The organism is Nonomuraea sp. NPDC050783 (genome assembly GCF_040802095.1).
Taxonomy (GTDB): Bacteria; Actinomycetota; Actinomycetes; order Streptosporangiales; family Streptosporangiaceae; genus Nonomuraea.
This window is the reverse complement of sequence record NZ_JBFAHK010000034.1, coordinates 44,005-68,207: the sequence shown is the minus strand read 5'-3', so window position 1 is coordinate 68,207 and position 24,203 is coordinate 44,005. Positions and strand designations below refer to the sequence as shown.

At 72.7% G+C, this 24,203-nt stretch carries 25 protein-coding genes; 13 read left to right on the top strand and 12 right to left on the bottom strand.

Features of this window, described 5'->3' with window-relative positions; translation table 11 throughout:
- Position 1: 1 nt before the first annotated feature.
- Positions 2-1,114, bottom strand: coding sequence for a phosphate ABC transporter substrate-binding protein PstS (gene pstS / locus AB0H75_RS45995; RefSeq protein ID WP_367807579.1), 1,113 nt, complete (start codon positions 1,112-1,114; stop codon positions 2-4).
- 120 nt (positions 1,115-1,234) lie between these two features.
- Here pstS and AB0H75_RS45990 point away from each other — a divergent pair, with 120 nt between their 5' ends.
- Positions 1,235-1,708, top strand: coding sequence for a low molecular weight protein-tyrosine-phosphatase (locus tag AB0H75_RS45990; protein ID WP_367807577.1), 474 nt, complete (start codon positions 1,235-1,237; stop codon positions 1,706-1,708).
- Complete coding sequence (locus tag AB0H75_RS45985) at positions 1,695-2,579, top strand: fructosamine kinase family protein (protein WP_367807575.1); 885 nt, start codon at positions 1,695-1,697, stop codon at positions 2,577-2,579. The genes AB0H75_RS45990 and AB0H75_RS45985 overlap by 14 nt, the downstream gene beginning before the upstream one ends.
- 127 nt (positions 2,580-2,706) lie before the next feature.
- Here the strand turns inward: AB0H75_RS45985 and hisN are convergent, their stop codons facing one another.
- Positions 2,707-3,501 carry a histidinol-phosphatase gene (hisN, locus tag AB0H75_RS45980; RefSeq protein WP_367807573.1) on the bottom strand — a complete coding sequence of 265 codons (795 nt, stop codon included), beginning with the start codon at positions 3,499-3,501 and terminating at the stop codon, positions 2,707-2,709.
- 98 nt (positions 3,502-3,599) lie between these two features.
- Between hisN and AB0H75_RS45975 the strand changes: the two genes are divergently transcribed.
- Positions 3,600-4,046 (top strand): DUF4442 domain-containing protein, encoded by a 447-nt coding sequence (locus tag AB0H75_RS45975; RefSeq protein ID WP_367807571.1) that lies wholly within the window; start codon positions 3,600-3,602, stop codon positions 4,044-4,046.
- 156 nt (positions 4,047-4,202) lie between these two features.
- Here AB0H75_RS45975 and rsgA read toward each other — a convergent pair whose 3' ends face one another.
- Positions 4,203-5,261, bottom strand: coding sequence for a ribosome small subunit-dependent GTPase A (gene rsgA, locus AB0H75_RS45970; protein ID WP_367807595.1), 1,059 nt, complete (start codon positions 5,259-5,261; stop codon positions 4,203-4,205).
- A 216-nt stretch (positions 5,262-5,477) separates the two neighbouring features.
- Entirely contained in the window at positions 5,478-6,764 is a 1,287-nt protein-coding gene (aroA, locus tag AB0H75_RS45965) for a 3-phosphoshikimate 1-carboxyvinyltransferase (protein ID WP_367807569.1), read from the bottom strand.
- 120 nt (positions 6,765-6,884) lie between these two features.
- Between aroA and AB0H75_RS45960 the strand changes: the two genes are divergently transcribed.
- Together AB0H75_RS45960 and AB0H75_RS45955 are read left to right on the top strand one after the other, a co-directional pair.
- Complete coding sequence (locus AB0H75_RS45960; protein ID WP_367807567.1) at positions 6,885-7,631, top strand: SOS response-associated peptidase; 747 nt, start codon at positions 6,885-6,887, stop codon at positions 7,629-7,631.
- A 155-nt stretch (positions 7,632-7,786) separates the two neighbouring features.
- A complete protein-coding gene (locus AB0H75_RS45955; RefSeq protein ID WP_367807565.1) occupies positions 7,787-8,119 on the top strand; it encodes a TraR/DksA family transcriptional regulator in 333 nt (110 codons plus the stop codon).
- A gap of 96 nt (positions 8,120-8,215) precedes the next feature.
- Here AB0H75_RS45955 and AB0H75_RS45950 read toward each other — a convergent pair whose 3' ends face one another.
- Positions 8,216-8,959 carry a class I SAM-dependent methyltransferase gene (locus AB0H75_RS45950; RefSeq protein WP_367807563.1) on the bottom strand — a complete coding sequence of 248 codons (744 nt, stop codon included), beginning with the start codon at positions 8,957-8,959 and terminating at the stop codon, positions 8,216-8,218.
- 232 nt (positions 8,960-9,191) lie between these two features.
- Here AB0H75_RS45950 and AB0H75_RS45945 point away from each other — a divergent pair, with 232 nt between their 5' ends.
- The 7 genes from AB0H75_RS45945 to AB0H75_RS45915 all read left to right on the top strand — a co-directional run bounded on the left by AB0H75_RS45945 (position 9,192) and on the right by AB0H75_RS45915 (position 15,512).
- Positions 9,192-9,797 carry a sigma-70 family RNA polymerase sigma factor gene (locus tag AB0H75_RS45945; protein ID WP_367807561.1) on the top strand — a complete coding sequence of 202 codons (606 nt, stop codon included), beginning with the start codon at positions 9,192-9,194 and terminating at the stop codon, positions 9,795-9,797.
- Entirely contained in the window at positions 9,794-10,060 is a 267-nt protein-coding gene (gene rsrA / locus AB0H75_RS45940) for a mycothiol system anti-sigma-R factor (RefSeq protein ID WP_367807559.1), read from the top strand. The genes AB0H75_RS45945 and rsrA overlap by 4 nt, the downstream gene beginning before the upstream one ends.
- Positions 10,061-10,070: 10 nt before the next feature.
- The gene (locus AB0H75_RS45935; RefSeq protein ID WP_367807557.1) at positions 10,071-11,012 is read left to right on the top strand and encodes an NAD-dependent epimerase/dehydratase family protein; all 942 of its coding nucleotides are present in this window, start codon (positions 10,071-10,073) and stop codon (positions 11,010-11,012) included.
- 98 nt (positions 11,013-11,110) lie between these two features.
- Positions 11,111-12,466, top strand: coding sequence for an HD-GYP domain-containing protein (locus AB0H75_RS45930; protein WP_367807555.1), 1,356 nt, complete (start codon positions 11,111-11,113; stop codon positions 12,464-12,466).
- Positions 12,463-13,758 (top strand): HD-GYP domain-containing protein, encoded by a 1,296-nt coding sequence (locus AB0H75_RS45925; protein ID WP_367807553.1) that lies wholly within the window; start codon positions 12,463-12,465, stop codon positions 13,756-13,758. The genes AB0H75_RS45930 and AB0H75_RS45925 overlap by 4 nt, the downstream gene beginning before the upstream one ends.
- 144 nt (positions 13,759-13,902) lie before the next feature.
- Positions 13,903-15,267, top strand: coding sequence for an acetyl/propionyl/methylcrotonyl-CoA carboxylase subunit alpha (locus AB0H75_RS45920; RefSeq protein WP_367807551.1), 1,365 nt, complete (start codon positions 13,903-13,905; stop codon positions 15,265-15,267).
- A 32-nt stretch (positions 15,268-15,299) separates the two neighbouring features.
- The gene (locus AB0H75_RS45915; protein ID WP_367807549.1) at positions 15,300-15,512 is read left to right on the top strand and encodes a biotin/lipoyl-binding carrier protein; all 213 of its coding nucleotides are present in this window, start codon (positions 15,300-15,302) and stop codon (positions 15,510-15,512) included.
- A gap of 28 nt (positions 15,513-15,540) precedes the next feature.
- On the opposite strand, the gene AB0H75_RS45910 is transcribed toward AB0H75_RS45915, so the two are convergent.
- On the bottom strand, positions 15,541-15,930 hold the full coding sequence (locus AB0H75_RS45910; RefSeq protein ID WP_367807547.1) for a thioesterase family protein: 390 nt from the start codon (positions 15,928-15,930) through the stop codon (positions 15,541-15,543).
- Between the two features lie 233 nt (positions 15,931-16,163).
- Here AB0H75_RS45910 and AB0H75_RS45905 point away from each other — a divergent pair, with 233 nt between their 5' ends.
- Positions 16,164-17,795 carry a protein kinase gene (locus tag AB0H75_RS45905; RefSeq protein WP_367807545.1) on the top strand — a complete coding sequence of 544 codons (1,632 nt, stop codon included), beginning with the start codon at positions 16,164-16,166 and terminating at the stop codon, positions 17,793-17,795.
- Positions 17,796-17,798: 3 nt separating this feature from the next.
- Here the strand turns inward: AB0H75_RS45905 and AB0H75_RS45900 are convergent, their stop codons facing one another.
- From AB0H75_RS45900 to AB0H75_RS45875, 6 genes are all read right to left on the bottom strand, one after another.
- Positions 17,799-19,445 (bottom strand): acetolactate synthase, encoded by a 1,647-nt coding sequence (locus AB0H75_RS45900; RefSeq protein WP_367807543.1) that lies wholly within the window; start codon positions 19,443-19,445, stop codon positions 17,799-17,801.
- A gap of 40 nt (positions 19,446-19,485) precedes the next feature.
- Entirely contained in the window at positions 19,486-20,265 is a 780-nt protein-coding gene (locus AB0H75_RS45895) for a hypothetical protein (protein WP_367807541.1), read from the bottom strand.
- On the bottom strand, positions 20,262-20,918 hold the full coding sequence (locus tag AB0H75_RS45890) for a response regulator (protein WP_367807539.1): 657 nt from the start codon (positions 20,916-20,918) through the stop codon (positions 20,262-20,264). Before AB0H75_RS45890 ends, AB0H75_RS45895 begins: the two co-directional genes overlap by 4 nt.
- Positions 20,909-22,069, bottom strand: a complete 1,161-nt coding sequence (locus AB0H75_RS45885) for a histidine kinase (protein ID WP_367807537.1) — start codon at positions 22,067-22,069, stop codon at positions 20,909-20,911. The genes AB0H75_RS45890 and AB0H75_RS45885 overlap by 10 nt, the downstream gene beginning before the upstream one ends.
- 197 nt (positions 22,070-22,266) lie before the next feature.
- Complete coding sequence (bioD, locus tag AB0H75_RS45880; RefSeq protein WP_367807535.1) at positions 22,267-22,980, bottom strand: dethiobiotin synthase; 714 nt, start codon at positions 22,978-22,980, stop codon at positions 22,267-22,269.
- Positions 22,981-23,032: 52 nt separating this feature from the next.
- Entirely contained in the window at positions 23,033-23,752 is a 720-nt protein-coding gene (locus AB0H75_RS45875) for a GntR family transcriptional regulator (RefSeq protein ID WP_091078782.1), read from the bottom strand.
- Positions 23,753-24,203: the final 451 nt, after the last annotated feature.

Here is a 24,203-nt window from a genome sequence, read left to right as displayed (position 1 = left end):
GCTAGGAGATGGCCTCGATGGCGGAGCGGACCTTGGTCAGCAGGCCGCCGGACAGCGGGGCGTAGCCGAGCTCCTTCAGCGCGGCCTGGCCCTCGTCGCTCGCCGTGTAGGTGAGGAACGACTTGACCAGCTTGGCCTCCTCGGCGGGCAGCCCCTTCTCGCAGGTGATCTCGTAGGTCACCAGGACGATCGGGTAGGCGCCCGCGGTCTTGGTGGCGTAGTCGATCGACAGCTTGAGGTCGTTGCCGGTGCCCTTGACCTCGGCGGTCTCGACCGTCTTGGCGGCGCTGTCGGCGGTCAGCTCGACGAACTCGCCCGAGCCGTTGGCGACCTTGGCCTTCTGGAGCTGGGAGTTCTCGGCGAAGGACATCTCGACGTAGCTGATGGCGCCCTCGGTGTCCTTGACCGAGGAGGCGATGCCGTCGGAGCCCTTGGCGCCCTGGCCCTTGGCCTCGGCGGGCCACGCCTTGGCCGGCTCGTACGGCCACTCGGCCGTGGCCTTGAGGAACTTGGTGAAGTTGTCGCTGGTGCCCGACTCGTCCGAGCGGTGGAAAGCCTGGATCGGGGTGGAGGGCAGCTTGGCGTCGGGGTTGTCGGCCTTGATGGCCGGGTCGTCCCACTTGGTGATCTTGCTGCTGAAGATCCCGCCGATCGTCTTGGGGGACAGCTGCAGGCCGTCCACGCCGGGCAGGTTGTAGACCACGGCGACCGGGCCGGTGACCATCGGGATGTTGATGGCCTTGCCGGTCTTGCAGCGGGCGTCGGCCTTGGCCGGCTCGCCCTTCTCGTCGTTCAGCGCCGAGTCGGAGCCGGCGAAGGAGACCGTGCCCTGGATGAACGCCTGCACGCCCGCGCCCGAACCGCTGGGCTGGTAGTTGATGCTCACCCCGGAGTTGGTGGCCTGGAAGTTCTTCTTCCACTCGTCGATGGCGTTGGCCTGGGCAGAGGAGCCCGCAGCGTTGATCGTGCCGCTCAGGCCGCTGTCGTTGCCCGCGGCGGCGCTGGCGGTCGAGGGGCCGCCGCTGCCGGTGGCGGCGTTGTTGTCTGTGCCGCACGCAGCGAGCGAGAGCGCGCCGGCGACGGCGACGGCGGCGAGCCGGCCTGCATACTTCACGGTTGGGTTCCTCCCACTTGGTCCTTAGTCGGCCATGAAGTTACGCAGCGAAAGTGACTCGGTTCCCTAGGAAGGGTGAACGTACGGTGAACGCCCCCGGTCACCCTCATGATGGAAGGCATGACTTATCGCGTGTGCGTGGTGTGCATGGGGAACATCTGCCGGTCGCCCATGGCCGAGGTCGTGCTCCGGAAGGTCCTGGAGGACCGGGGGCTGGGCGACCAGGTGATCGTGGAGAGTGCCGGGACGGGCGACTGGCACGTCGGTGACCCCATGGACGAGCGGGCCCTCGGCATCCTGGCCGAGCACGGCTACGACGGGGCCGAGCACCGGGCCCGGCAGTTCACCGCCGACTGGTTCGACCGCTACGACCTGGTGCTGGCCATGGACCGGGACAACCTGGCCACCCTGCGGCGGCTCGCGCCCGCCGGGGTGGAGGTGCGGCTGTTCCGCTCCTTCGACCCGGCCGCGCCGTCCGGGGCCGAGGTGCCCGATCCCTACTACGGGGGCCGCGAGGGCTTCGTGGAGGTGTTGTCGCTGGTCGAGGCGGCCGCCGAGGGCGTGGCCAAGCACATCGCCGATGAGATCGGTTAGCGAGCTCGGCGCGTCCCACGGCCGGCGGCTGCTGCGGGGGGTGCTGGACGACGGGCGCGAGGTGTTCGTCAAGAGCGGGCCCGCCGCGGCGGGGCCGGCAGGGCCCGCGGGGGCGGCAGAGCCGGCGAGGTCGGCGGAGTCGGCGGAGTCGGCGGAGTCGGCCGGGTCCGAGGGGGCGGTGGCGTCGGGGGTGCTCGTCTCGGAGGCGGCCGGGCTGCGGTGGCTGGGCGAGGCGATCGCGGTGCCCGAGGTGATCGAGGCCGGGCCGGAACGGCTGGTGCTGTCCTGGGTCGAGGAGGAGCGGCCGGAGCCGGCGGCGGCCGAGCGGTTCGGGCGGGAGCTGGCCCGGATGCACCGGGCGGGGGCGGACGGCTTCGGGGCGCCGTGGCCGGGGTTCATCGCCGAGCTGCCGATGGACAACCGGCCGTGCGCCTCCTGGCCGGAGTTCTACGCCGAGCGGCGCGTCCTGCCGTTCCTGCGGCGGGCGCGGCTGCCCGCCGCCGACGTGGCCGAGGTCGAGCGGGCCGTGGCGCGCTTCGCCGAGGTCGCGGGGCCCGCCGAGCCGCCCTCCCGGATCCACGGGGACCTGTGGAGCGGGAACGTCCTGTGGTCGGGCGGATCGGCGGTGCTGATCGACCCGGCGGCCCACGGCGGGCACCGGGAGACGGACCTGGCCATGCTGGCGCTGTTCGGGCTGCCCTACCTGGACCGGGTGCTGGGGGCCTATCGGGAGGAGTGGCCGCCGGCGGACGGGTGGCGGGAGCGGGTGCCGCTGCACCAGTTGCATCCGCTGCTCGTGCACGTGGTGTTGTACGGCGGGGCCTACCGGGCGAGCCTGATGGAGGCGGTGCGGAGGGTGCTGGCGTTGTGACGACCCGGGAATTACGGCCCGGGGGTGAGGGCGCGGGGTTGACGGTGCGGGGCGGGCGGCGTGGGGCGGGCGGCGCGGGGCGGGCGGCGCGGGGCGGCGGTGCGGGACGGGCGGGCGGGCGCCGGGCTCAGCGGATCCTGGTGCCGTTGAGGCGGGCGATGACCTCGTCGTGCAGAACGCCGTTGCTGCAGACCAGGCTGCCGCCCTCCAGACCGCGGACGCCGGCGGTGTCGGTCCAGACGCCGCCGGCCTCCTCGACGATGACCGTGAGCGCGGCCATGTCCCAGGGCGACAGCTCGGGCTCGGCGGAGAAGTCGACCGAGCCCTCGGCGACCATCATGTGCGACCAGAAGTCGCCGTAGGCGCGGGTGCGCCAGCAGGCGCGGCTGAGGTCGAGGAAGTTGTCGAGCTTGCCGGCCTTCTCCCAGCCGCCGAAGCTGGAGTAGGAGAACGACGCGTCCTGCAGGCCGGAGACCGACGAGACATGCATCCTGGACGCCTTGGCCAGGCTCTTGCCGGTCCACGCGCCGCCGTCGGAGGCCGCCCACCAGCGCTTGCCGAGCGCCGGGGCGGAGACCAGGCCGACGACGACCCGGCCGTACTCCATGAGCGCGATCAGCGTCGCCCACACCGGCACGCCGCGCACGTAGTTCTTGGTGCCGTCGATGGGGTCGATGATCCACGAGCGGGCGCCCCAGCCGGTCCGGCCGAACTCCTCGCCCACGACCGCGTCACGCGGTCTGGCGCGGCGCAGCGTGCCGCGGATCGCCTCCTCCACGGCGCGGTCGGCGTCGCTGACCGGGGTGAGGTCGGGCTTGGTGTCGATCTTGAGATCGACGGCCTTGAACCGCCGCATGGTCAGGTCGTCGGCCGCGTCCGCCATGACGTGCGCGAGGCGTAGATCGTCGCTGTAACCCTGCACGGTCGCCCACGCTACCGTGTCGGGGAGACCGAACATCAGTCACAGGCGGCTCTTTTCTGGTAACTCCCGTTCCGGTTACCGACCAGTAGCATGTGTGCATGTCGCTTGATGTGGGTGCGTTGATGCTGGAGACCGTCCCCTTCGCCCGGACTCTGGGGGTCGCTTTCGACGAGGTGGCCGACGGGCGGGCGCTCTGCCGGCTGCCCGACCGGGAGGACCTGCACAACCACGTGGCAGGGCCGCACGCGGGGGCGCTGTTCACGCTGGCCGAGTCGGCGTCGGGGGCCGCGATGCTCTCCCTGCTGGGCGATCAGCTCAGCCGGGCCGTGCCGCTGGCCACCGGGGCCACGGTCGAGTACCGCAAGCTCGCCAAGGGGGAGGTGCGCGCCGAGGCGCGGCTGTCGGCGACGCGGGACGAGGTGGTCGCGAAGCTGGACGCGGGGGAGCGGCCGGTGTTCGACGTGGGGGTGGAGCTCAGGGACGGCGACGGCACGCTGGTGTCCACGGTCACCGTCACCTGGACCCTGCGCCCCAACCGGTCCTGAACCCGGTCCGGCCCTGAACCCGGTCCGGCCCTGAACCCGGTCCGGCCCTGAACCCGGTCCGGCCCCGAACCCGGCCCGGCCCCGAACCCGGCCCGGCCCCGGACCCCGGTCGGCCCTGAGCCCCCGCCGGGTGTGCGGGCCCGGCCAGGGGGTGGGTCACTGGGAGCGGTCGGAGGCCGGGTCGTCGAGGGTGCCCTCGCGGCTGGACAGGAGCCGGCGCAGGGACTCCAGGCGGGCGGGGTCGGCGTTGCCGGCGGCCACCCAGGCGTCCAGGGCGCAGCCGTCGCCCAGGTGCGTGCAGCCCTTCGGGCAGCCGACCGTGCCCTCGATCAGGTCGGGGAAGGCGGCCAGCACCGTCTCCACCGACACGTGCGCCAGCCCGAAGCTGCGTACCCCGGGGGTGTCGATGATCCAGCCGCCCTCCGGCAGCTCCAGCGCCACCGCCGAGGTGGAGGTGTGGCGGCCGCGGCCGGTGACCGCGTTGACCTGGGAGACGGCCCGGTTGGCGTCGGGGACGAGGGCGTTGACCAGCGTGGACTTGCCGACCCCCGAGTGGCCCACCAGGACGCTGATCCGCCCGGCCAGGTGCTCGCGCAGCTCGTCGAGCGAGCCGCCCCGGTGGACGACGACGTGCGCCACGCCCAGCGGCTCGTACATGGCCACCAGCCCGTCGGGCGGGGCGAGGTCGGACTTGGTGAGGCAGAGCAGGGTGTCGATCTCGGCGTCGAACGCCGCCACCAGGATCCGGTCGATCATGCGCGGCCTGGGCGGCGGGTCGGCGAGCGCGGCGACGATGACGAGCTGGTCGGCGTTGGCCACGATCGGGCGCTCGATGCCGTCGGTGTCGTCGGTGTCGTCGGCCGAGCGGCGCAGCATCGAGGTGCGCGGCTCCACGCGGACCACCCGGGCGAGGGTGTCGGGGCGGCCCGACACGTCGCCCACCAGGGCCACCCGGTCGCCGACGACGATGCCCTTGCGGCCCAGCTCGCGCGCCTTCATGGCGACCACGAGCCGGGGTTGCTGCTGTGACCTGCGTTTCTGCGCCGAGCCCTTCGGCCGCTCCGGCTCGACCAGGGTGGTGTAGCGGCCCCGGTCGACGGCGACCACGAAACCCTCGACGGCGTCCTCGTGCGCGGGACGGAGGCGGGTGCGCGGGCGCGAGCCCTTGCCCGGCCTGACCCGTACGTCGTCCTCGTCGTACTCCCGCTTTCTCAGCGGTCCGCTCCCATGCGCTCGCTTTCCTTCCTCATGCGGTCCTCATGCGGTCTTCGTGCGGTCTCCGGGCGGCGTGACGCCGGTGCGCGGCGCCGGCGAGGGACGGTGGCGGCGTGCGGGCAGCACGCCGGGCCGGGTCGCCCCCTTGCGAGGTGCCCGGAGCGCCGGTCGCGAAACCCGCGAGCCCCGCCGGTCGCGCCGGCCCCGGCGCGCCGGTCACCGGGCTCCCAGCATCGCCGCCCACATGGGGACGAACTCCGGCAGCGTCTTGGCGGTGGTCGCGACGTTCTCCACCTCCACGCCGGGCACCCGCAGGCCGATCACCGCGCCGGCCGTGGCCATGCGGTGGTCGTCGTAGCTGTGGAAGACGCCGCCGTGCAGCGGGCGGGGGCGGATGACCAGCCCGTCGCCGGTCTCCTCGGCGTCGCCGCCGAGGCGGTTGATCTCGGTGACCAGCGCGGCCAGCCGGTCGGTCTCGTGGCCGCGCAGGTGGGCCACGCCCCGGATGCGGGTGGGCGTGGTGGCCAGCGCGGCCAGCGCGGCGATGGTGGGGGTCAGCTCGCCCACCTCGCGCAGGTCGGCGTCGATGCCGGTGATCTCGCCGGTGCCGGTGACCACGAGGTCGGCGGAGTGCGCGCGCTCGTCGCGGGTGACGGTGGCGCCCATGGAGGTGAGCAGGCCGCGCAGCGCGTCGCCCGGCTGGGTGGTGGTCAGCGGCCAGGCGGGGATGGTGACCGTGCCGCCCGTGACGAGGGCGGCGGCGAGGAACGGGGCCGCGTTGGACAGGTCGGGCTCGACCGTGACGTCCCGCACGGCGATCGGCCCCGGCTCGACCCGCCACACGTCGTGCTCGCTGTCGTCGACCGTGACGCCGGCCGCCCTGAGCATCTGCACGGTCATGCGGATGTGCGGCTGGGAGGGCACCGGCGGGCCCGCGTGGCGGATGGTGACGCCCTTGGCGAAGCGCGCGGCCGACAACATCAGGCCCGAGACGAACTGCGAGGAGCCGGACGCGTCGAGCGTCACCTCGCCGCCCGCCGGCGGCCCGCTGATCGTGAACGGCAGCGCGTCGTTGTCGACCCGGGCCCCGAGCGCCCGCAGCGCGTCGAGGATGGGGCCCATCGGGCGCTTGCGGGCGTGCGGGTCGCCGTCGAAGGAGACCGGCCCGTCGGCCAGGGCGGCGATCGGCGGCACGAAGCGCATGACCGTGCCGGCCAGGCCCGCGTCGATGGCCGCGCCGCCGCGCAGCGGCCCGGGCGTGACGTGCCAGTCGACGCTCGCCGGGGTCTCGCCGGCCGGCTCCAGCGTGGTGCCGAGCGCCCGCAGCGCGGCCACCATGAGGTCGGCGTCGCGGCTGCGCAGGGCCCTGCGCACCACGCCGGGGCCCTCGGCGAGGGCGGCGAGGACGAGCGCGCGGTTGGTCACCGACTTGCTGCCGGGCAGCGGCACGGTGGCGCTGACGGGAGTGGTGGCGGTGGGTGCGGGCCAGTGCGGAGCGGGCATGGTCAAAGCCTATCGGGGCGTGCCGGGGCGGACCGCAACCTGTGGACTACGGGTACGTCACCTGGGCGCGCCGGGCGACAGGAACATGCGATCGAAAGCCGTACGTGGCAGTGTGGGGTCATGTGCGGTAGATACGCCTCGGCGCGCAAGAAGCACGAGTTGCTGGAGGAGTTCCAGGTCGAGCTGGACGGCGAGCCCGACAAGGAACTCGGCCCCGACTTCAACGTCGCGCCCACCAAGAACGTCTACGCCGTCATGGACCGCGTGCCCCAGGACGGCGACCGTGCCGTGCGGCAGCTCAGGATCGTCAAGTGGGGCCTGGTGCCCGCCTGGGCCAAGGACCCGTCCGTGGGATCGCGGATGATCAACGCCAGGATCGAGACGGTGGCCGAGAAGCCGTCCTACCGCAGGGCGTTCGCCAAGCGCAGGTGCCTGCTGCCGGCCGACGGCTACTACGAGTGGATGCCGGTCGAGGGGGAGAAGCGCAAGAAGCAGCCCTACTTCATCCACCCGGCCGACGGCGGGGTGCTGGCGATGGCCGGCCTGTACGAGTTCTGGAAGGACCCCTCCCGGGACGACGACGACCCGCTCAAGTGGCTCGCCACCTGCACCGTCATCACCACCAACGCCGAGGACCAGCTCGGCCGCATCCACGACAGGATGCCCATGATGATCGAGCGGGAGCGCTGGGCGGAATGGCTCGACCCCCAGCTCACCGACACCAAGGACGCCACCCGTCTGCTGGTGCCCGCCGAGCAGGGGCGGCTCACCGCGTACGCGGTCTCGACGGATGTCAACAACGTCAGGAACAATGGGCCCGACCTCATCAAACCTCTTCCCGAAGGGGAGGAGACAGCACTCTTCTAAGGTGTAAGAAGCACGGTAAGTGGGCATCCGGTGAGGAAAGCGAGGGCATCCGTTTACTCGGTGTCACCGCCTCACATGCCCTCTCATTGCACCGGGCGGGACATCCGGGGGGTCCTCGCCGCGGGCTGCCCTCTTCTACCCGGAGGTGCGGATTCGTGGACGTCACGACCGCTCGTGAGCGGCTTGAAGACATGCTCGCCGAACTGGATCGCTCGATCGCCGTTCTCCAGGGAGACCCGGTCGCCGTACGCGAGCACTCGGCGGCCGACGCCGGCTCCGACCTGACCGACGCCGATCGCGCCCAGGCCATGCTGACCGTCGCCACGACGCAGCGGCGCGCGGTGGTCGAGGCGATCAAGCGCCTGGAGGAAGGCGTCTACGGCCAGTGCGTCGACTGCGGCAAGCCGGTGCCGGAGGGCCGGCTGGAGGCGCGTCCCGAGGCCGCCCGGTGCGTGCAGTGCCAGGGCAAGCGGGAGCGCCGCCGGTAACGGCGCGGGCGGGAGCGCACCGCCCGGACACCCGGACGCCTGGCGGAGCGCCGCCGGACACGAAGAACGGCGGCCGACCCCCGCGAGGCGCGGGTCTCAGCCCTTCTTGCGGGCGCTGGCCACCAGGTGGATGCCGACGGTGTCGTCGTCGTCGGGATGGGCCTCCAGCTCCGTGCGCACGAGCCAGGTCAGGGAGCGCGCGTCGGAGCCGAGCACGTGGTCGACCGTGGACGGCGACAGCACCGTGCGCGGCCGCATCCACTCCACCTCCAGCCCGGCGCCGGCCAGCAGCTCGCGAAGCTGGCCGCTGCTGAAGCAGCGCGTGATGCTGCCGTCCGGCCAGGGCACGAGCATGACCTCGCCGGTCTGCCGCAGGTGCTGCCACTGCCCCTGCTCGGCCAGGATCGCCATGCCCAGGACCAGCGAGTCGACGCACACCAGCGCCCGCCCGCCCGGCCGCAGCACCCGCGCCACGTCGCTCATGGCCGACTCCGCCATGAGCTCGATCGACATCACGCGCTCCTCGGCGAGCACCGCGTCCACGCTCGCATCGGGCAGGAACGCCAGATCATCGGCGCGTATATGACGAACCCGATCAGCGTCCCGCAACCGGGACTGCCCGTCCACGGTCCGGCGGAAGTCCAGCACCTCGATCACCTTGTGCCCCGCCCTGGCCGCCTGCCCGGACCAGCGGCCCCGGCCGCCGGACAGGTCGAGGACCACGGAGGGCTCGGCGGGGAGCCAGCGGTTGAGTTGTTCGGCGGCGACGGCGCGGTAGAACGTCCAGTACGGCCCGAGCGTCCCTGAGCCGTTGAGTTCCTCGGCCGGAATGGGCAGCACACGCGACTCCTGGGTGACGGAAAAGGGCTACCAGCCGGTACAGATGACGTTCCCCGCACCGGGTCCTTCGTACCTTCTATCTTGCGGGAACAGACGAGGGCGCGGGTGTGTTGCGACGAGCATGCTCACATTGGCCAACCCCCTCCCCGATGCCAGGCCGGACCCGGCTCAGCGGGTATCCTCCCCTGAGTACGGTGTCCCGCAGCAGCCGGCCACCGGTGATCTTAGGGGGGTGGGTCCGGTGCCCGCGACAGGCGCGGAGACGCTGGAGCAGCGAAGCGAGCGGTTCGAACGCGACGTCATGCCGTATCTCGAACAGCTTTACAGTGCCGCGCTCCGGATGACCCGAAACCCCGCGGACGCGGAGGACCTCCTGCAGGAGACCTTCGCCAAGGCGTTCGCGTCGTTCCACCAGTTCCAGCAGGGCACGAACCTCAAGGCGTGGCTCTACCGGATCCTGACCAACACCTTCATCAACAGCTACCGCAAGAAGCAGCGGGAGCCGAAGCAGTCCGGCACCGAGGAGATCGAGGACTGGCAGCTCGCGCGCGCCGAGTCCCACACCTCCGCCGGGCTGAAGTCGGCCGAGGTGGAGGCGCTGGAGCACCTGCCCGACGGCGACATCAAGCAGGCTCTCGCGGCGTTGCCCGAGGAGTTCAGGATCGCGGTCTACCTGGCCGACGTCGAAGGCTTCCCCTACAAGGAGATCGCCGACATCATGGGCACTCCGATCGGCACCGTGATGTCGAGGCTGCACAGGGGACGCAGGCAGCTGCGGGGCCTCCTTGAGGACTACGCCCGCGAGCGCGGCCTGGTCCCGGCGGAGGGATCGAAATGAGTTGTGGCAACCCGCACGACACCGACTGCCGCGAGGTGCTCGACAAGGTCTACGCCTATCTCGACGGCGAGCTGACCGAGAAGGACGTCGTCGACATCCGCGTGCACCTCGACGAGTGCAGCCCCTGCCTGAAGGAATACGACCTGGACAAGGCGGTCAAGGCGCTCGTGGCCAAGCACTGCGGCTGTGACCCCATCCCGGCCGACCTGCGGTCCAAGGTCCTGGCCCGCATCGCACAGGTAAGGGCCGAGCTCGCCGACTAGGATGCTCCCCATGCGCGTGTTGGTCACCGGGGGAGCCGGGTTCATCGGATCGAATCTCGTCGACCGTCTGCTCGCGGACGGGCACGAGGTCCACGTCGTGGACGACCTGTCGTCCGGCAGCCGGGAGAACCTGGCCGGGGCCGCCGAGAGCGGCCGGTTCCAGCTGCACGTGCTCGACGTGCGCGACCCCGCCGTGGTGGGGCTCGCCGCCGAGCTGCGGCCGGAGGTCGTCTGCCATCTGGCCGCCCAGATCAGCGTGCGCAAGAGCGTCGCCGACCCGGCGCACGACGCCTCGCTCAACGTCGAGGGCACCGTCCGCGTGCTGGAGGCGGCGCACGAGGGCCGCACCCGCAAGGTGGTCTTCGCCTCGTCCGTGGCGGTCTACGGGCGGCCCACGACCATCCCGGTGCCGGGCGACGCGCCCACCGACCCGCGCTCGCCGTACGCGGCGTCCAAGCTGAGCGGCGAGACCTACCTCGCCATGTTCCGCGCCCTCTACGGCATCGAGTACACCACGCTGGTGCTCTCCAACGTCTACGGCCCGCGCCAGTCGCCCGACGGCGAGGCGGGCGTCGTGTCCATCTTCACCGACGCCCTGCTCAACGGCACGCCCACGGTCGTCTACGGCGACGGCACCCAGACCCGCGACTACGTCTACGTGGAGGACGTCGTCGACGGCTTCGCCCGCGCCTGCGGGCAGCGCGGCGACGGCCGCAGGTTCAACCTCGGCACCGGCATCCAGACCACCGACCGGCGCCTGCACTCGCTCATCGCCGACGCCGCCGGCGCCCCCGACAAGCCGGGCTTCGCGCCGCCGCGCCTGGGCGACCTGCCGGCCATGGCGGTCGATCCGGTGCCCGCCCACGAGGGGCTGGGCTGGCAGCCGCGCACCGACCTGACGACCGGGCTCAAGCAGACCGTCGAGTGGGCCAGAAGTCGTCGCGGCGTGTAGCCGCTTGATTACGCTTTGCTTGCGATTTCCGGCTCCGGCCGTGCGACCGCGCCGTCTTCTGTAGCGTGAAACCCAGAAGACGCCGTAGGGGGAGCCGCATGCGTGACCTGCCCTGGCCCGCGAGGGTCTACCTGGTCGTCGTCATCGGCGCGGCGGCCGCTCTCATCGCCCGCAGCGCGGTCGTCACCGGTGCGCCGGTGATCACCGAGGACCTCGACGTCCTGCTGGTGCTCGCCCTGCTGTTCCTGGTGTGCGAGTCGATGCCGACGCTGCTCAACGTGGAGCAGTTCGCCGTGTCGGTGAGCTTCTCGGCCTCGCTGGCCGCCGTGGTGCTCATCGGGCCCGACGGCGCCGCGCTGGTGGGGCTGACCGCCGTGCTCAGCGTCCGGCCGGGGCTGCCGCTGATCAAACGGCTCTTCAACGGGGCCCAGTTCGCGATCTGCGGCTACGCGGCCGGGCAGGTCTACCTGGCGTTCGACGGGCAGGTGGGCGTGCCGCAGGTCAACGCCTTCGACGACCTCATCGGGCCGTACGCGGCGGCCACCGCCGTCTTCGTGCCGCTCAACATCGCGCTCACGCTCACCATGATCGCGCTGGCCACCGGCGCGCGGGCCACCGAGATGCCGATGCGCGGCATGGCCCAGTTCCTGCTGTCCTACCTGGGGTACGGCACGTTCGGGCTGCTCGTGGCCGGGCTCTGGGCGACCGTGCAGTCGATCTCGGCGGTGCTGGTGCTGCTGCCGCTGTTCGTGGCGCGGTGGGCGTTCGGCCAGTACCACGCGCAGCAGCGCTCGTACGACGCCACCATCGCCGCCCTGTGCCAGGCCGTGGAGACCAAGGACTACTACACCAGGGGCCACTGCACGCGCGTCTCGCACGCCTCCTCGATGATCGCGCAGGAGATCGGCATGGGCCTGGAGCGGGTGCGGGCCATCCGGTACGCGGGCATGCTGCACGACGTCGGCAAGCTCGGCGTGCCCACCAAGGTGCTGCAGAAGGAGGGGCCGCTCACCGAGGAGGAGTTCGCCGCCATCCAGCTCCATCCCATGCGCGGCCTGGAGATCGTGCGCGGCATCGGCTTCCTCGACGAGGCGTACGCCGGGATCATGCACCACCACGAGAAGCACGACGGCACCGGCTATCCTATGGGGCTGGCCGGCGACGAGATCCCCGAGTTCGCCAAGGTCATCGCGGTGGCCGACGCGTTCGACTCGATGACCTCCGACCGCTCCTACCGGGGGGCGCGGCCCGTCCACGAGGCCATCGAGGAGCTGCGCAAGAGCGCCGGCACGCACTTCGACCCGGTCATGGTCGACGCCTTCATCCGCGCGCTCGACCGCGAGCCGTGGCAGCCGCCGCGCCGGGTCGATCCGCCGCCGCCCGAGGCCGCCGCGACGCCCATCAAGGACCACGACGACCCGACCATGCCGATCCAGGTCGTGACGGGGCCATGATCGCCACGGGACGCGCCGCGCACACCACAGGGCGCTCGTTCAACACCGTCCTGCGCACGCTCGACCCGGGCCAGCTCCTGCTCATCTGCGTGGCCGGGCTGATCGCGGTGGCGGGTGTCGCCCACACCGCCACGGTGGGGCTCGTCCAGCCGCAGATCGCGATCGGGTTCGGCGCGCTGATCGCGGTCGGCGAGCTGGCCCGGCTCACCATGCCGGGCAACCGGGAGGTCGCGCCGATCGGCGCCGCCGCCGCGCTCGGCTACACGCTGCTGCTCGACCTCAGCCAGGACCCGCTCAACCACCCGGCGTTGCAGGTCGTGGCCGTGATCGCGGTCGGCATGGCGGCGGGTGCGGCCCCTCACCTGGCCGTGGGCCGCCCGCCCCGGCTGGACGCGATGGCCCGCCGCCTGCTCGCCATCGCGCTGCTGGCCTTCGCCTTCCGCCCGCTGGCCGAGCCGCTGCGCCGGCTGACCGAGCCGCCCACCAGCACCTGGTGGCCGGCGCTGGCCGTGATGGTCTCCCTCATCGCGATCAGCCTGCTCGCCGACGTGCTGATCGCCGCCTGGCTGCGGGCCGAGCAGGTACGCACCGCGTTCCGGGTGGCGGTGCGCGACGAGCTCAACATGGCCTTCCCGCTGGGCGCCGCCGTGGCCGCCTCCGGCGTGCTGCTGGCGCTGGCCACCCACAGCATGGACCTGGTGGCGCTGCTGGTGTTCGCCGCGCCGCTGCTGGTCACCCAGGTGGCCTTCCGCAAGTACGCCGGCATCCGCGCCACCTACCTGCAGACCGTGCGCGCCCTGTCGCGTGTCACCGAGGTCGGCGGCTACGTCGAGCCGGGCCACTCGCGCCGGGTCAGCCGCCTGGCCGTGGCCGTCGGCAGGGAGCTGGGCATGGCCGAGCCGGAGCTGCTGGAGCTGGAGTACGCCGCGCTGATGCACGACATCGGCCAGCTCTCGCTGCGCGACCCGATCCCCGGCGGCGCGACCGTGCTCACCGACCCCGATCAGGCCCGCCGCATCGCCGAGCTGGGCGCCGAGGTGATCAGGCAGACCGGCGTGCTCGACCGGGTGGCCGAGGTGGTGCGGCGGCAGTGCGACCCGATCTCCGCCGACCCGCCGCTGTCGAGCCGCATCATCAAGGTCGCCAACGCCTACGACGACCTGGTGGGCCCCTCGACCGACCGCGACCGGGCGGTGGCGGCGCTGGAGCGCATCCGGCTGGCGCCGGGCGGCGCGTACGACCCGCACGCGCTGGAGGCGCTGACCCGGGTGATCGACCGCGGCCGGCTCTGACCGGGTTGTGCTCCTCCGCACTCCGCCGGAGCTCTACCGCGTTGCGGGCGGCTCACAATTGTAGGGATCCTACAGATCATGCTGACCGGATCGGTGGTTTCGGGGGAAAGGGGGGAAGCCGCCCGCGGCCATAGGGTATTCGGCGTGCTGACTGAGACGCTCGGACCCGTTCTGATCGCCAACCGAGGGGAGATCGCGCGCCGGATCATCCGCACGGTCAAGCGGATGGGCCTGCGGGCCATCGCCGTGCACTCGGAGGCCGACGCCGACCTGCCGTTCGTCCGCGAGGCCGACGAGGCCGTGCTGATCGGCCCCGCCCATCCCGCGCAGAGCTACCTCGACGCCGCCAAGGTGCTGGAGGCGGCCCGCGCCACCGGCGCGCGGTCGATCCACCCCGGTTACGGCTTCCTGTCGGAGAACGCCGCGTTCGCCCGGGCCGTGGTCGAGGCCGGGATGGTGTGGATCGGTCCCTCGCCGGAGGCGATCGACCGCATGGGCGACAAGATCAATGCCAGGAACCTCATGGAGGCCGCCGGCGTGCCGGTCGCCGCGGGCACCCGCGAGCCGGTCACCGACCTGTCGCTGGCGCTGCGGGCCGCCGAGGAGATCGGCTACCCGGTCATGGTCAAGACCGCGGGCGGCGGCGGTGGCATCGGCATGAGCGTGGCGCACGACGACGAGGCGCTGGCCAAGGCGTACGAGCAGGCGGCGCGGGCGGCGGCCAGGTTCGCCGGCGACGCGCTGGACGGCCCCGCGGTGCTGCTGGAGCGCTACATCGAGCGGGCCCGCCACGTCGAGGTGCAGATCCTCGGCCTGCCCGGCGGCCGGGTCGTGGCGCTGGGCGAGCGCGACTGCTCGGTGCAGCGCCGCCACCAGAAGGTCGTCGAGGAGTCGCCGTCCCCCGGCATCACCCCGGAGCTGCGCGAGCGCATGCTGGCCGCCGCCGTGCGGGCCGGCGAGGCCGTCGGCTACCTGGGCGCGGGCACGGTCGAGTGCCTGGTGGACGCCGACCAGCAGGACTTCGTGTTCCTGGAGATGAACACCCGCCTGCAGGTGGAGCACCCGGTCACCGAGCTGGTCACCGGCCTCGACCTGGTCGAGCTGCAGCTCCGGGTGGCGGCCGGCGAGAGCCCCGGGATCGACGTCGCGCCGCGCGGGCACGCGATCGAGTTCCGCGTGTACGCCGAGGACCCCAAGCGGTTCTTCCCCGGCCCCGGCACGATCACGACGTGGGAGGAGCCGAGCGGCGACGGCGTGCGCGTGGACTCGGGCTACGAGGCCGGCAACACCGTGACCCCGTTCTACGACCCGCTCATGGCCAAGCTCTGCGTCTTCGGCACGGACCGCGCCGACGCGCTGGCGAAGGGGCGCAAGGCGGTCGAGGCGTTCGCGGTCGCCGGCCCCAAGAACAACCTGCCGTTCTGCGCGGAGCTGCTGGACAACGAGGAGTTCGTCAGCGGCGACTACGACACGGGCCTGATCGCGCGGATGCGCGGCGGGCGGGCCTAAGGTGAACACATTCATGAAAGAGGGGAGCCCCGGTGGCTGAGGTACGCGCTGAGATGGTGGCCAACGTGTGGAAGGTCCTCGTCAGCGAGGGCGACACCGTCTCCGACGGTGACACGCTGGTCATCCTGGAGTCCATGAAGATGGAGATCCCGGTGATCGCCGAGGACGACGGCGTGGTGGCGCGGCTCAAGGTCGCCGAGGGCGACGTCATCCAGGAGGGCGACCTCATCGCCGTCATCGAGTAGGCCGCCCCGCTCGCGCTCCCGCCGTTCCTCACCCCAGGCGGCGGTGGGCGCTCTCGAGGAACCTGGCGCGGTCGACCACGACGCGCTCGATCGTGCCCCGGCCCACGACGCCGTGCTTGTCGTGGGCCTCGAAGGCGAAGACCAGCCGCCGGCCGTCCACCTCGGTCAGCTCGACCCCGATCTGGACGTGCGTGCCGAGCGGGCTGGCCGCCAGATGTTCGAGCTCCACCCGGGTGCCGACGGAGGTCTCGCCGGGTGCGAGGTGCTTCTCGACGGCCCGTACGGTGGCCGCCTCGGCCAGCGCGAGCAGCCGGGGCGTGGCCAGCACGGGCACGTCGCCGCTGCCCGCCCGCTTCGCGGTGTCCGACATCTCGACCATGATGAGCTGCTGAGAGCGGAGACCGGGAGCGAGCGTCATGGGGTCAGCCTATCGACAGAGCCCCGACTTCCCGGAAACGCGGACAAGTGCCACTAGAAGGCCCCAGGATATGGTTTGTACGGCTTAAGACATTTGAGTGGCATGTGAGTCAGGTGAGTCGTACACTCTCTGAGTTCCGTGACCACTGTGTTACCTCGCCGCGACACAAGTTCGCTTTGTTGGGAACCCGCGGGGGCGAGAGGTTACAGAGGTAGGAGGGTAGCGGGGGAATCATGGTGGCCCAGGGAACCACACTGGCGGGGCGGTATCGTCTCGATACCCGCATCGGCGCCGGTGGCATGGGCGAGGTGTGGCGAGGCGAGGACACCGTGCTCGCCCGCACCGTCGCCGTCAAAGTGTTGCTTCCGGGCCGCATGCAGGACCCCGGCTTCGTCGCTCGCTTTCAGGGGGAAGCGCGGGCGATGGCCACGATCAACCACGCCGGCGTGGTGGACGTCTACGACTACGGCATCAGCGGTGACACCGTCTACCTGGTGATGAAGTTCGTCGACGGCGAGCCTCTCGACCGGTTGCTGGCCAGGCTGGGCCGCATCCCGCCGCAGGCGGCCATGGAGCTCATCGCGCAGGCCGCCTCCGCCCTGCAGGCCGTCCACGACCAGGGCATCGTGCACCGCGACGTCAAGCCGGGCAACCTGCTCGTGCAGCGCGACGGCACCCTGGTGCTCACCGACTTCGGCATCGCCCGCTCCGACCTGGCCAGCCGGCTCACCGACGCCGGCATGGTGCTGGGCACGGCCGCCTACTGCGCGCCCGAGCAGGCCGAGGGCGCGCCCGTCACGCCCGCGGTGGACATCTACGCGCTCGGCGTGGTCGCCTACGAGTGCCTGGTGGGCCAGCGGCCCTTCGACGGTGACAGCGCCGTCACGATCGCGCTCAAGCACATCCGCGAGGCCCCGCCACCGCTGCCGGCCGACATCCCGCAGCCCGTGCGCACCCTCGTCGAGGTCGCCCTGTCGAAGGACCCGGCCAGGCGCTTCCCCACCGCCAAGGCCATGAGCGAGGCGGCCAGGGCCATCGCCAGCGGGCAGGCCCCGGCCGTCCCCGAGCCGCCGGCGGCGCCCCAGCAGCCCCAGCAGACCCTGGCCACCGGGGCCACCATGGCGGCCCCGCCGGACTACCAGGGCGACTACCAGGGCGACTACGCGGCGCGGCAGGGGCAGACCGGCCACTACGACGCTTACAAGACCGGCGCCCGCATGGCGCCCCAGGAGCAGACCACGATCGCCGAGCGGCGCGGCGGCCGGCGGGCCGCCAAGGCCGGGCCGCGCAGGGGCGGGCTGATCGCCGGCATCGCCGCCGTGGTGGTGCTCGGCGCGGGCGCGACGGCGGTCGCGCTCACCGGCATGACCACCGACACGCCGACGCCGCCCAGCACGAGCCAGCTCAGCGAGGTCGAGGAGTCGCCCAGCCCGTCGACGTCCAAGCCGAAGCGGCCCAGGACGAAGAGTCCCAGCCCCAGCTCCAGGCCGACCATCACCCGCCACCAGCCGGTGGAGACCGAGGAGAGGTCGCCGAGCCCGAGCGTCACGCCGAGCAAGACCCCCACCTCCACCCCCACCAAGACCCCCACCCACACCCCCACCTCGACGGCGGAGAAGGCCCAGGTGCCCAAGGTCGTCGGCATGCGCTACCAGGACGCCCAGCAGCTCGTCTCGTACGCGGGGTTCGACGTGCGGGTGGAGAACAAGACGGTCACCACGGACGGCCTGCGCTGCGGCAAGGTCCAGGCCCAGTCGCCGGCCGGCGGGACGATGCTGGAGGAGGGCAAGGTGGTCAAGCTGGTCGTCATCGACGGCAGCTGCGAGACGCCGACGCCGACGGCCAGCCCGACCACCTCGAAGTGACGCTCACACCCCCGTGGTGTTGCGGGGGTAGGCGATCCGCGGGTCGGTGGCGATGTTGACCATGTAGGGGATGCCGGAGTCGAACGCCCTGCGCAGCGCCGGGCCGATCTCCGACGGCTTGGTCACCAGCTCGCCGCCCCCGCCGAGCGCGGTGACCACCTGGTCGTAGCGGCACTGGGGCTGCAGCTCGGCGGCCACGTCGTAGCCGTACAGGAGCTGCATGGGGTGCTTCTCCAGGCCCCAGATGCCGTTGTTGCCGCAGATCATGACGACCGGGAGGCGGTGGCGGACGAGGGTGTCGACGTCCATCAGCGAGAAGCCGGCCGCGCCGTCGCCGAGCAGCAGCACCACCTGGGAGGACGGGCGGGCCAGCCGGGCCGCGGCGGCGTAGCCGAGGCCGGTGCCGAGGCAGCCGTACGGGCCCGGGTCGAGCCAGTTGCCGGGGCGGCGCGGCTCGACGTACTTGCCGGCGTAGGAGACGAAGTCGCCGCCGTCGCCGATCACCACGGCGTCGTCGGCCAGGAGCCTGCCCAGCTCGCCGTAGACGCGCATGGGGTGGATCGGGTCGGCGTCGGAGGCCAGCAGCTCGGCGTCGCCCGCGATGGCCGCGGCGGCGGCGTCCGACAGCTTCGACACCCACGAGGCGTAGGAGTCCGGCTTGACCCCGGCCTCGCCGCAGGCCGCGCCGAGCCCCCAGAACACCACCGACAGGTCGCCCGCGGCCTTGGCGGCCGGCTGCACGTGCGTGGCGAGCTGCGACGGGGCGCCGGCGATGTGCACGACCCTGGCCAGGGGCGCGCCGTCCTTGCCGCCGAACCAGCCGTAGCCGAGCCGGAAGTCGAGCGGGGTGCCGACCACGATCACCAGGTCGGCCTGGGCGAAGGCCAGGCCGCGGGCGCGCGTCACGAGCAGCTCGTGGCCCGCGGGCAGGATGCCGCGGCCCTGGCCGTTGGGGATGACCGGCAGCCGCCACGCCTCGGCGAAGTCGCGGGCGGCCTCCTCGGCACGGTCCATCCACACCTCCGAGCCGTACACCAGCACCGGGCGCTCGGCCTCGGCCAGCAGCCGGGCGATGCCGGCCAGGTCGTCGGGGTCGGGCTCCAGCGGCGAGGGCGTCTGCGTCTGCACCTCGTGCGGCTCGGCGGGGGCGAACAGGTGGTCCATGTGGAAGTCGAGGAAGACCGGGCCGCGGTGGGGTGAGACGGCCGTGCGGAAGGCCATCTCCACGTCCAGGCCGACCGAGTCGGCGCCGCCCGAGGTGAACGACAGCTTGGTGATCGGTTCGAGCAGCGGCGGGTGGTCCATCTCCTGCAGCGCGCCGCTGCCCCAGCGGGACTGGGGCGCCCGGCCGCCCAGGACGACCACCGGCGAGCCGTTGAAGTGGGCGGTGGCGACCCCGCTGACGCCGTTGGTGATGCCGGGGCCGGCGGTCAGCACGGCGAGGCCCGGTTTCCTGGTCAGCCGGGCCGTCGCCTCGGCGGCGAACACCGCGCTCTGCTCGTGGCGTACGTCGAGGATGCGCATGCCCTCGTGTACCGCCCCGTCGTAGAGCGGGAAGACGTGCCCTCCCGACAAGGTGAACATGGTCTCGACGCCATAGGCCTTGGACACGGCGACGGCGACGTCACCGGCGTGCTTCGCAGACTCCATGCCGGGAACTTACCAACCAGTCACAGTCGTAAACAGGTCTTCAGCCACAGCACACCGACACCGTGCCCGCGGTGCTGGCCGCCTCGATCTTCCGTGGTGAGCTCATGTCCTTGCCGATGTCGAGCGTGACGTTGGTGCCGGACGCCGTCACCGCGTACGGGTCGCCGGGCGGGACGTGGACGTTGACGTCGCCCCGGGTGCGCACCACGGCCCGCACGGACATGGGCCGGCCGGTGAACATCACCCGCACCCCGCCCGCGCCCGTCTCCAGGTCGGCGCTCTCGCCGCCGAGCCGGTCGGCGTCGATGTCGCCCGTGCCGGTGCGCACCTGGACGGGCCCGGCGAGGTCGTCGAGCCAGACGTCGCCGGAGACCGAGCTGAGGCGCAGGTCGCCGAAGAGCTGGCCCGCCGAGAGGCCGCCGGCGGTCGTGCCGGCCACCACGTCGGTCTCCGGCGGCACGAAGATCGTGTAGTCCGCCACGCACAGGGGCACGGCCGACTGGTCGGCGGTCCCGCAGCCGGCGTCCAGCCGCAGCGTGGCGGCGGCGGGGTCCCAGTCCTCCGACACCTTCGGCCGGCCCCTGTACCAGCGCAGCGAGCGCTCGACCAGCAGCTCGCCCGCCTGGCCCGGCAGGATCTCCAGGCTGACCGGCGCGGCCGTCGCCCTGATCTGGACCCGGTCGCCGTCGAACGGGATGGAGCGCATCATGGTCTCGACGGGGGCGCGGGCGTCGGCGAACCCCGTCCACAGCGCCGCCGTGGACCAGGCGAGCGCGATCACGGTCGCCATCGCGCCCGCCGTCAGCCACAGCGCCCTCACGACAGGCTCCTGATCTTCAGGAACCGCAGCACGGCCAGCACCCGCCGGTGGTCGCCCTCGGCGGGCGGCAGGTCCAGCTTGGTGAAGATGTTGCCGATGTGCTTGCCGACCGCGCCCTCGCTGAGCACCAGCGCCTGCCCGATGCCGGCGTTCGAGCGGCCCTCGGCCATCAGCTTGAGCACCTCGTGCTCGCGCGGCGTCAGGCGTTCCAGCGGGTCGCTGTCGCCGCGCACGATGAGCTGGGCGACCACCTCGGGGTCGAGCGCCGTGCCGCCGCCGGCCACGCGGCGCAGCGCGTCGATGAACTCGGTCACGTCCGCCACCCGGTCCTTCAGCAGGTAGCCGACGCCGCCGTCGGCGGCCGAGGCCAGCAGCCGGGCGGCGTAGCGCTCCTCGACGTACTGGGACAACACCAGGACCGGCAGGCCCGGGAGCTGGCGGCGCAGCACCAGCGCGGCACGCAGGCCCTCGTCGGTGTGCGTCGGCGGCATGCGTACATCGGTGATCACCAGGTCGGGACGGTGCTCGTCGGCCGCCCGCAGCAGCCCCTCCGCCTCGTCCACGGCCGCCACGACCCGCATGCCGGCGGCGTCGAGCAGCCGGATCAGCCCTTCACGCAGCAGCACCGAGTCCTCGGCCAGCACTACTCGCACGGCAGGTCCACCTCGATCGTCGTCGGGCCGCCGAACGGGCTGTACAGCTTCAGCGCGCCGTCCACGGCGTCCACGCGCTGGGCCAGGCCGCGCAGCCCCGTCCCGCCGTCCATGCGGGCGCCGCCGCAGCCGTCGTCATGGACGAGCACGTGCAGCCGGTCGCGCTCGCGCCGCACGCGCACCTCGGCCTTCGTGGCCGCGGCGTGCTTGGCGATGTTGGTCAGTGCTTCGGACACGATGAAGAAGGCCACCGCCTCGATGGTCGGGGTGACGCGCCGCTCGATGTCGACGCGCAGCTTGACGGGGAACGGGGCACGGGCGGCGACGCCGGACAGCGCCGCGTCCAGGCCCTGGTCGTTGAGGACGGCCGGATGCAGGCCGCGGACGAAGTCGCGCAGCTCCTTGAGCGCCTGCTTGGCCTCCTCGTGCGCCTGCTCGATGGCCTCGCGGGCCGGCTCGGGCAGGTCGGTGAGGGTGGCGCGGGCCAGGCCCAGGTTCATGGCCAGCGACACCAGGCGCTGCTGGGCGCCGTCGTGCAGGTCGCGCTCGATGCGGCGGCGCTCGGCGTCGGCCGCGTCGATGACGCCGGCCCGGCTCTCGGTCAGCGTCTCGATGCGCTGGCCCAGCTCGCTGCGGCTGGGGCCGAGCAGCGTACGGGCCACGAACAGGTCCAGCGCCGCCATGCCGCGGGCCAGCATCGGCGCGAGCAGCAGCAGCGCCAGCCCGATCACCATGTAGGCCGCGATCACCCGCTGGTCCCGCAGGTCGAATGTGAACTCCATCGGCGGCTTCTGGAGCTTGGCCGGCAGGAACGCCAGCAGCCCCACCACCGCCCCGCCCCACGCCAGCGCCACCAGGACCGCTGCGGCCACCCCCACGATCGGCGAGAGCAGGTGGTAGCCGATCTGCCGCCAGGTCGCCGCGCTGCGCAGGGTGTCGGGCGTGCGCACGGGCGGGATGCGGACGCCGAGGAACGCCTCGAACCGGGAGCGCTGCACCAGCGTGAAGTACGGCATGCCGCCCCGCAGCACGGGCGGCACCGCGATCGCGACGAGCGTCAGCGCGGCGAGCGTCGCGGCGACCGGCAGGCCGATCATCACGTGCGCGGTGTCGAGCCAGGCGCGTGCCGACCACGGTCGGGGGACTTTCATGGCTCAACGGTATTGACCGCGGCGAAGGACGCGAAATGGGTTTGGTGTGCGGTTCGGTGGTGGGGTTAGCCCCACTATCGGCCCGGCCTGCAGCGGCGCCCGGCCTGCAGCGCTTCCTGGCCTTCAGCGGCGCCCGGCCTTCAGTGCTTCCTGGCCTTCAGCGCCGCCCGGCCTTCAGTGCTTCCTGGCGGCCCCGCCTACAGCGTCTCCTGGCGGAACGCCGCGGGGTCGAAGGCCCCGCCCAGCGTGGGACCCAGACCCCGGCGGGCCACGGCCGCGAACGCCTCGCGGCCCAGGGCGCCCGCGCCGTCGGGCAGCGCCCCCGCCAGCGGCCGCGCCGCCAGCATCTCCAGGTCGGCCACCGTGCCGCGCCCGGCCGCCGCCGGCTCGCCCGGCCAGCGGCCGATGACCAGCCCGGCGAGGTCCAGGCCGCGGTGGGCCAGCGCCTCCAGGGTCAGCGCGGTGTGGTTGACCGCGTCGCGCCCGGCGCCGGCCACCACGAGCACCTGCGCGCCCAGCTGCCGCGCCAGGTCCGCGATGGTCGCGCCGTCCTCGTCGTAGCGCTCCAGCAGGCCGCCGCTGCCCTCCACGAGCACCAGGCGGCTGCTGCCGGCCAGCTCGCGCACCAGCAGTGCCGCCGTAGGCATGGAGACCGGCGGCAGCCCGGCGGCCCGCGCGGCCGCGGCAGGCGGCAGCGGCTCGGCGAAGCGGGCCAGTTCGAAGGTGGTCGTCACCCCCGACAGCCGGATCACCTCGTCCAGGTCGCCGGGCCGGCCCGGGGGCAGCCCGGTCTGGGCGGGCTTCACCACGGCCACGGCGGCGCCCCTGGCCAGCGCCAGCGCGGCCACGGCCGCCGCCACCACGGTCTTGCCCACCGCCGCGCCCGTCCCCGTGACCACCAGAACACTCATCCGGCCAGCCTAGAGGCCGCGCCCGGCCCGGCCCGCGTGCCGCGCGCCGGCGTCAGGGGCGGCGCAGGCGGGTGACGAACTTGTAGCGGTCGCCGCGGTAGAGGGACTGGGCCCACTCGACCGGGTGGCCGTCGGCGTCGAAGGCGTGCCGGGTGAGCAGGAGCATCGGCAGGCCGACGTCCACCCCGAGGGCCTTGGCGTCGTACGGGGTGGCGAGGACGGTCTCGATGATCTCCTCGGCGTCCGTCAGGCGCACGTTGTAGGCGTTGTGGAGGGTCTCGTAGAGCGAGGAGTGGACCTCCAGCTCGCGCCGCAGGCGGGGGAAGCGGCGGGCCGACAGGTGGGTGGTGTCGATGGAAACCGGCTCGCCGTTGGCCAGGCGCAGGCGGTGGATGCGCAGCACCCGGCCGCCGGGGTTGATGGCCAGGCGGCGGGCCAGGGCCTCGTCGGCGGTGATGTAGCCCATCTCCAGGATCTTGGTGTCCGGCTCCAGGCCGGCCGTGCGCAGATCGCCTATGTAGGAGGTGAGCTGCAGCACCTGCGCGACCTTGGGCTGCGCCACGAACGTGCCCTTGCCCTGGATGCGCAGCAGCCGGCCCTCGACCACCAGCTCGGTCAGCGCCTGCCGGACCGTGGTGCGCGAGGTCTCGAAGCGAACGGCGAGGGTGCGCTCGGGCGGCAGCGCGGTGCCCGGGGGCAGGCTCTTGGTCAGCTCCAGCAGGGCCCGTTTGACGTCGTAGTACTTCGGTACGCGGGGGCTGTCGTCTGTCACGCGCTCACCTTCACTTCTGCCACGGCGGTGAGGCGTGTCTGATCACCGCGAGATCATCGGAACCCACATTGGCCAGGAGGGTCAACCTCGGGCGGCGGCGGCCGGTCGGCACCGAGCGCGTACGGTGCCGGGCACGCGCGAATCCGGGCTGCTCAGGCTGATGGTGAAGGATATCCACAGCGGTGCGGCCCGTCGCAACCGAGGCCGGGGCGGCGACCGGGCCCGCCGCCGCGGGGCCGGTGGCGGGCCCCGCGCCCGTCCGACCTGTGTGGCGGCGGCACCAGCTGCCCGTGGAGATCACCTCCGGCTCGCCCCGCACCGCCCCGCCGGGGGGCCCGGGCGGCTGCGCCAATGTGACGGTTCTCACAATATGAGATTGCGTACGGGAACCCGGGGGATGAACGGCGCCCTCCCGCGTGCTCGCCCTCGGCGAAGTCGTGCCCGCCCAAGG

Coding starts and splice junctions, on each gene's coding strand:
- AB0H75_RS45990 (WP_367807577.1), top strand. CDS start 1,235: ATGACTTATCGCGTGTGCGTGGTGTGCATGGGGAACATCTGCCGGTCG.
- AB0H75_RS45985 (WP_367807575.1), top strand. CDS start 1,695: ATGAGATCGGTTAGCGAGCTCGGCGCGTCCCACGGCCGGCGGCTGCTG.
- AB0H75_RS45975 (WP_367807571.1), top strand. CDS start 3,600: ATGTCGCTTGATGTGGGTGCGTTGATGCTGGAGACCGTCCCCTTCGCC.
- aroA (WP_367807569.1), bottom strand. CDS start 6,764: ATGCCCGCTCCGCACTGGCCCGCACCCACCGCCACCACTCCCGTCAGC.
- AB0H75_RS45960 (WP_367807567.1), top strand. CDS start 6,885: ATGTGCGGTAGATACGCCTCGGCGCGCAAGAAGCACGAGTTGCTGGAG.
- rsrA (WP_367807559.1), top strand. CDS start 9,794: ATGAGTTGTGGCAACCCGCACGACACCGACTGCCGCGAGGTGCTCGAC.
- AB0H75_RS45935 (WP_367807557.1), top strand. CDS start 10,071: ATGCGCGTGTTGGTCACCGGGGGAGCCGGGTTCATCGGATCGAATCTC.
- AB0H75_RS45930 (WP_367807555.1), top strand. CDS start 11,111: ATGCGTGACCTGCCCTGGCCCGCGAGGGTCTACCTGGTCGTCGTCATC.
- AB0H75_RS45925 (WP_367807553.1), top strand. CDS start 12,463: ATGATCGCCACGGGACGCGCCGCGCACACCACAGGGCGCTCGTTCAAC.
- AB0H75_RS45910 (WP_367807547.1), bottom strand. CDS start 15,930: ATGACGCTCGCTCCCGGTCTCCGCTCTCAGCAGCTCATCATGGTCGAG.
- AB0H75_RS45905 (WP_367807545.1), top strand. CDS start 16,164: ATGGTGGCCCAGGGAACCACACTGGCGGGGCGGTATCGTCTCGATACC.
- AB0H75_RS45900 (WP_367807543.1), bottom strand. CDS start 19,445: ATGGAGTCTGCGAAGCACGCCGGTGACGTCGCCGTCGCCGTGTCCAAG.
- AB0H75_RS45885 (WP_367807537.1), bottom strand. CDS start 22,069: ATGAAAGTCCCCCGACCGTGGTCGGCACGCGCCTGGCTCGACACCGCG.
- bioD (WP_367807535.1), bottom strand. CDS start 22,980: ATGAGTGTTCTGGTGGTCACGGGGACGGGCGCGGCGGTGGGCAAGACC.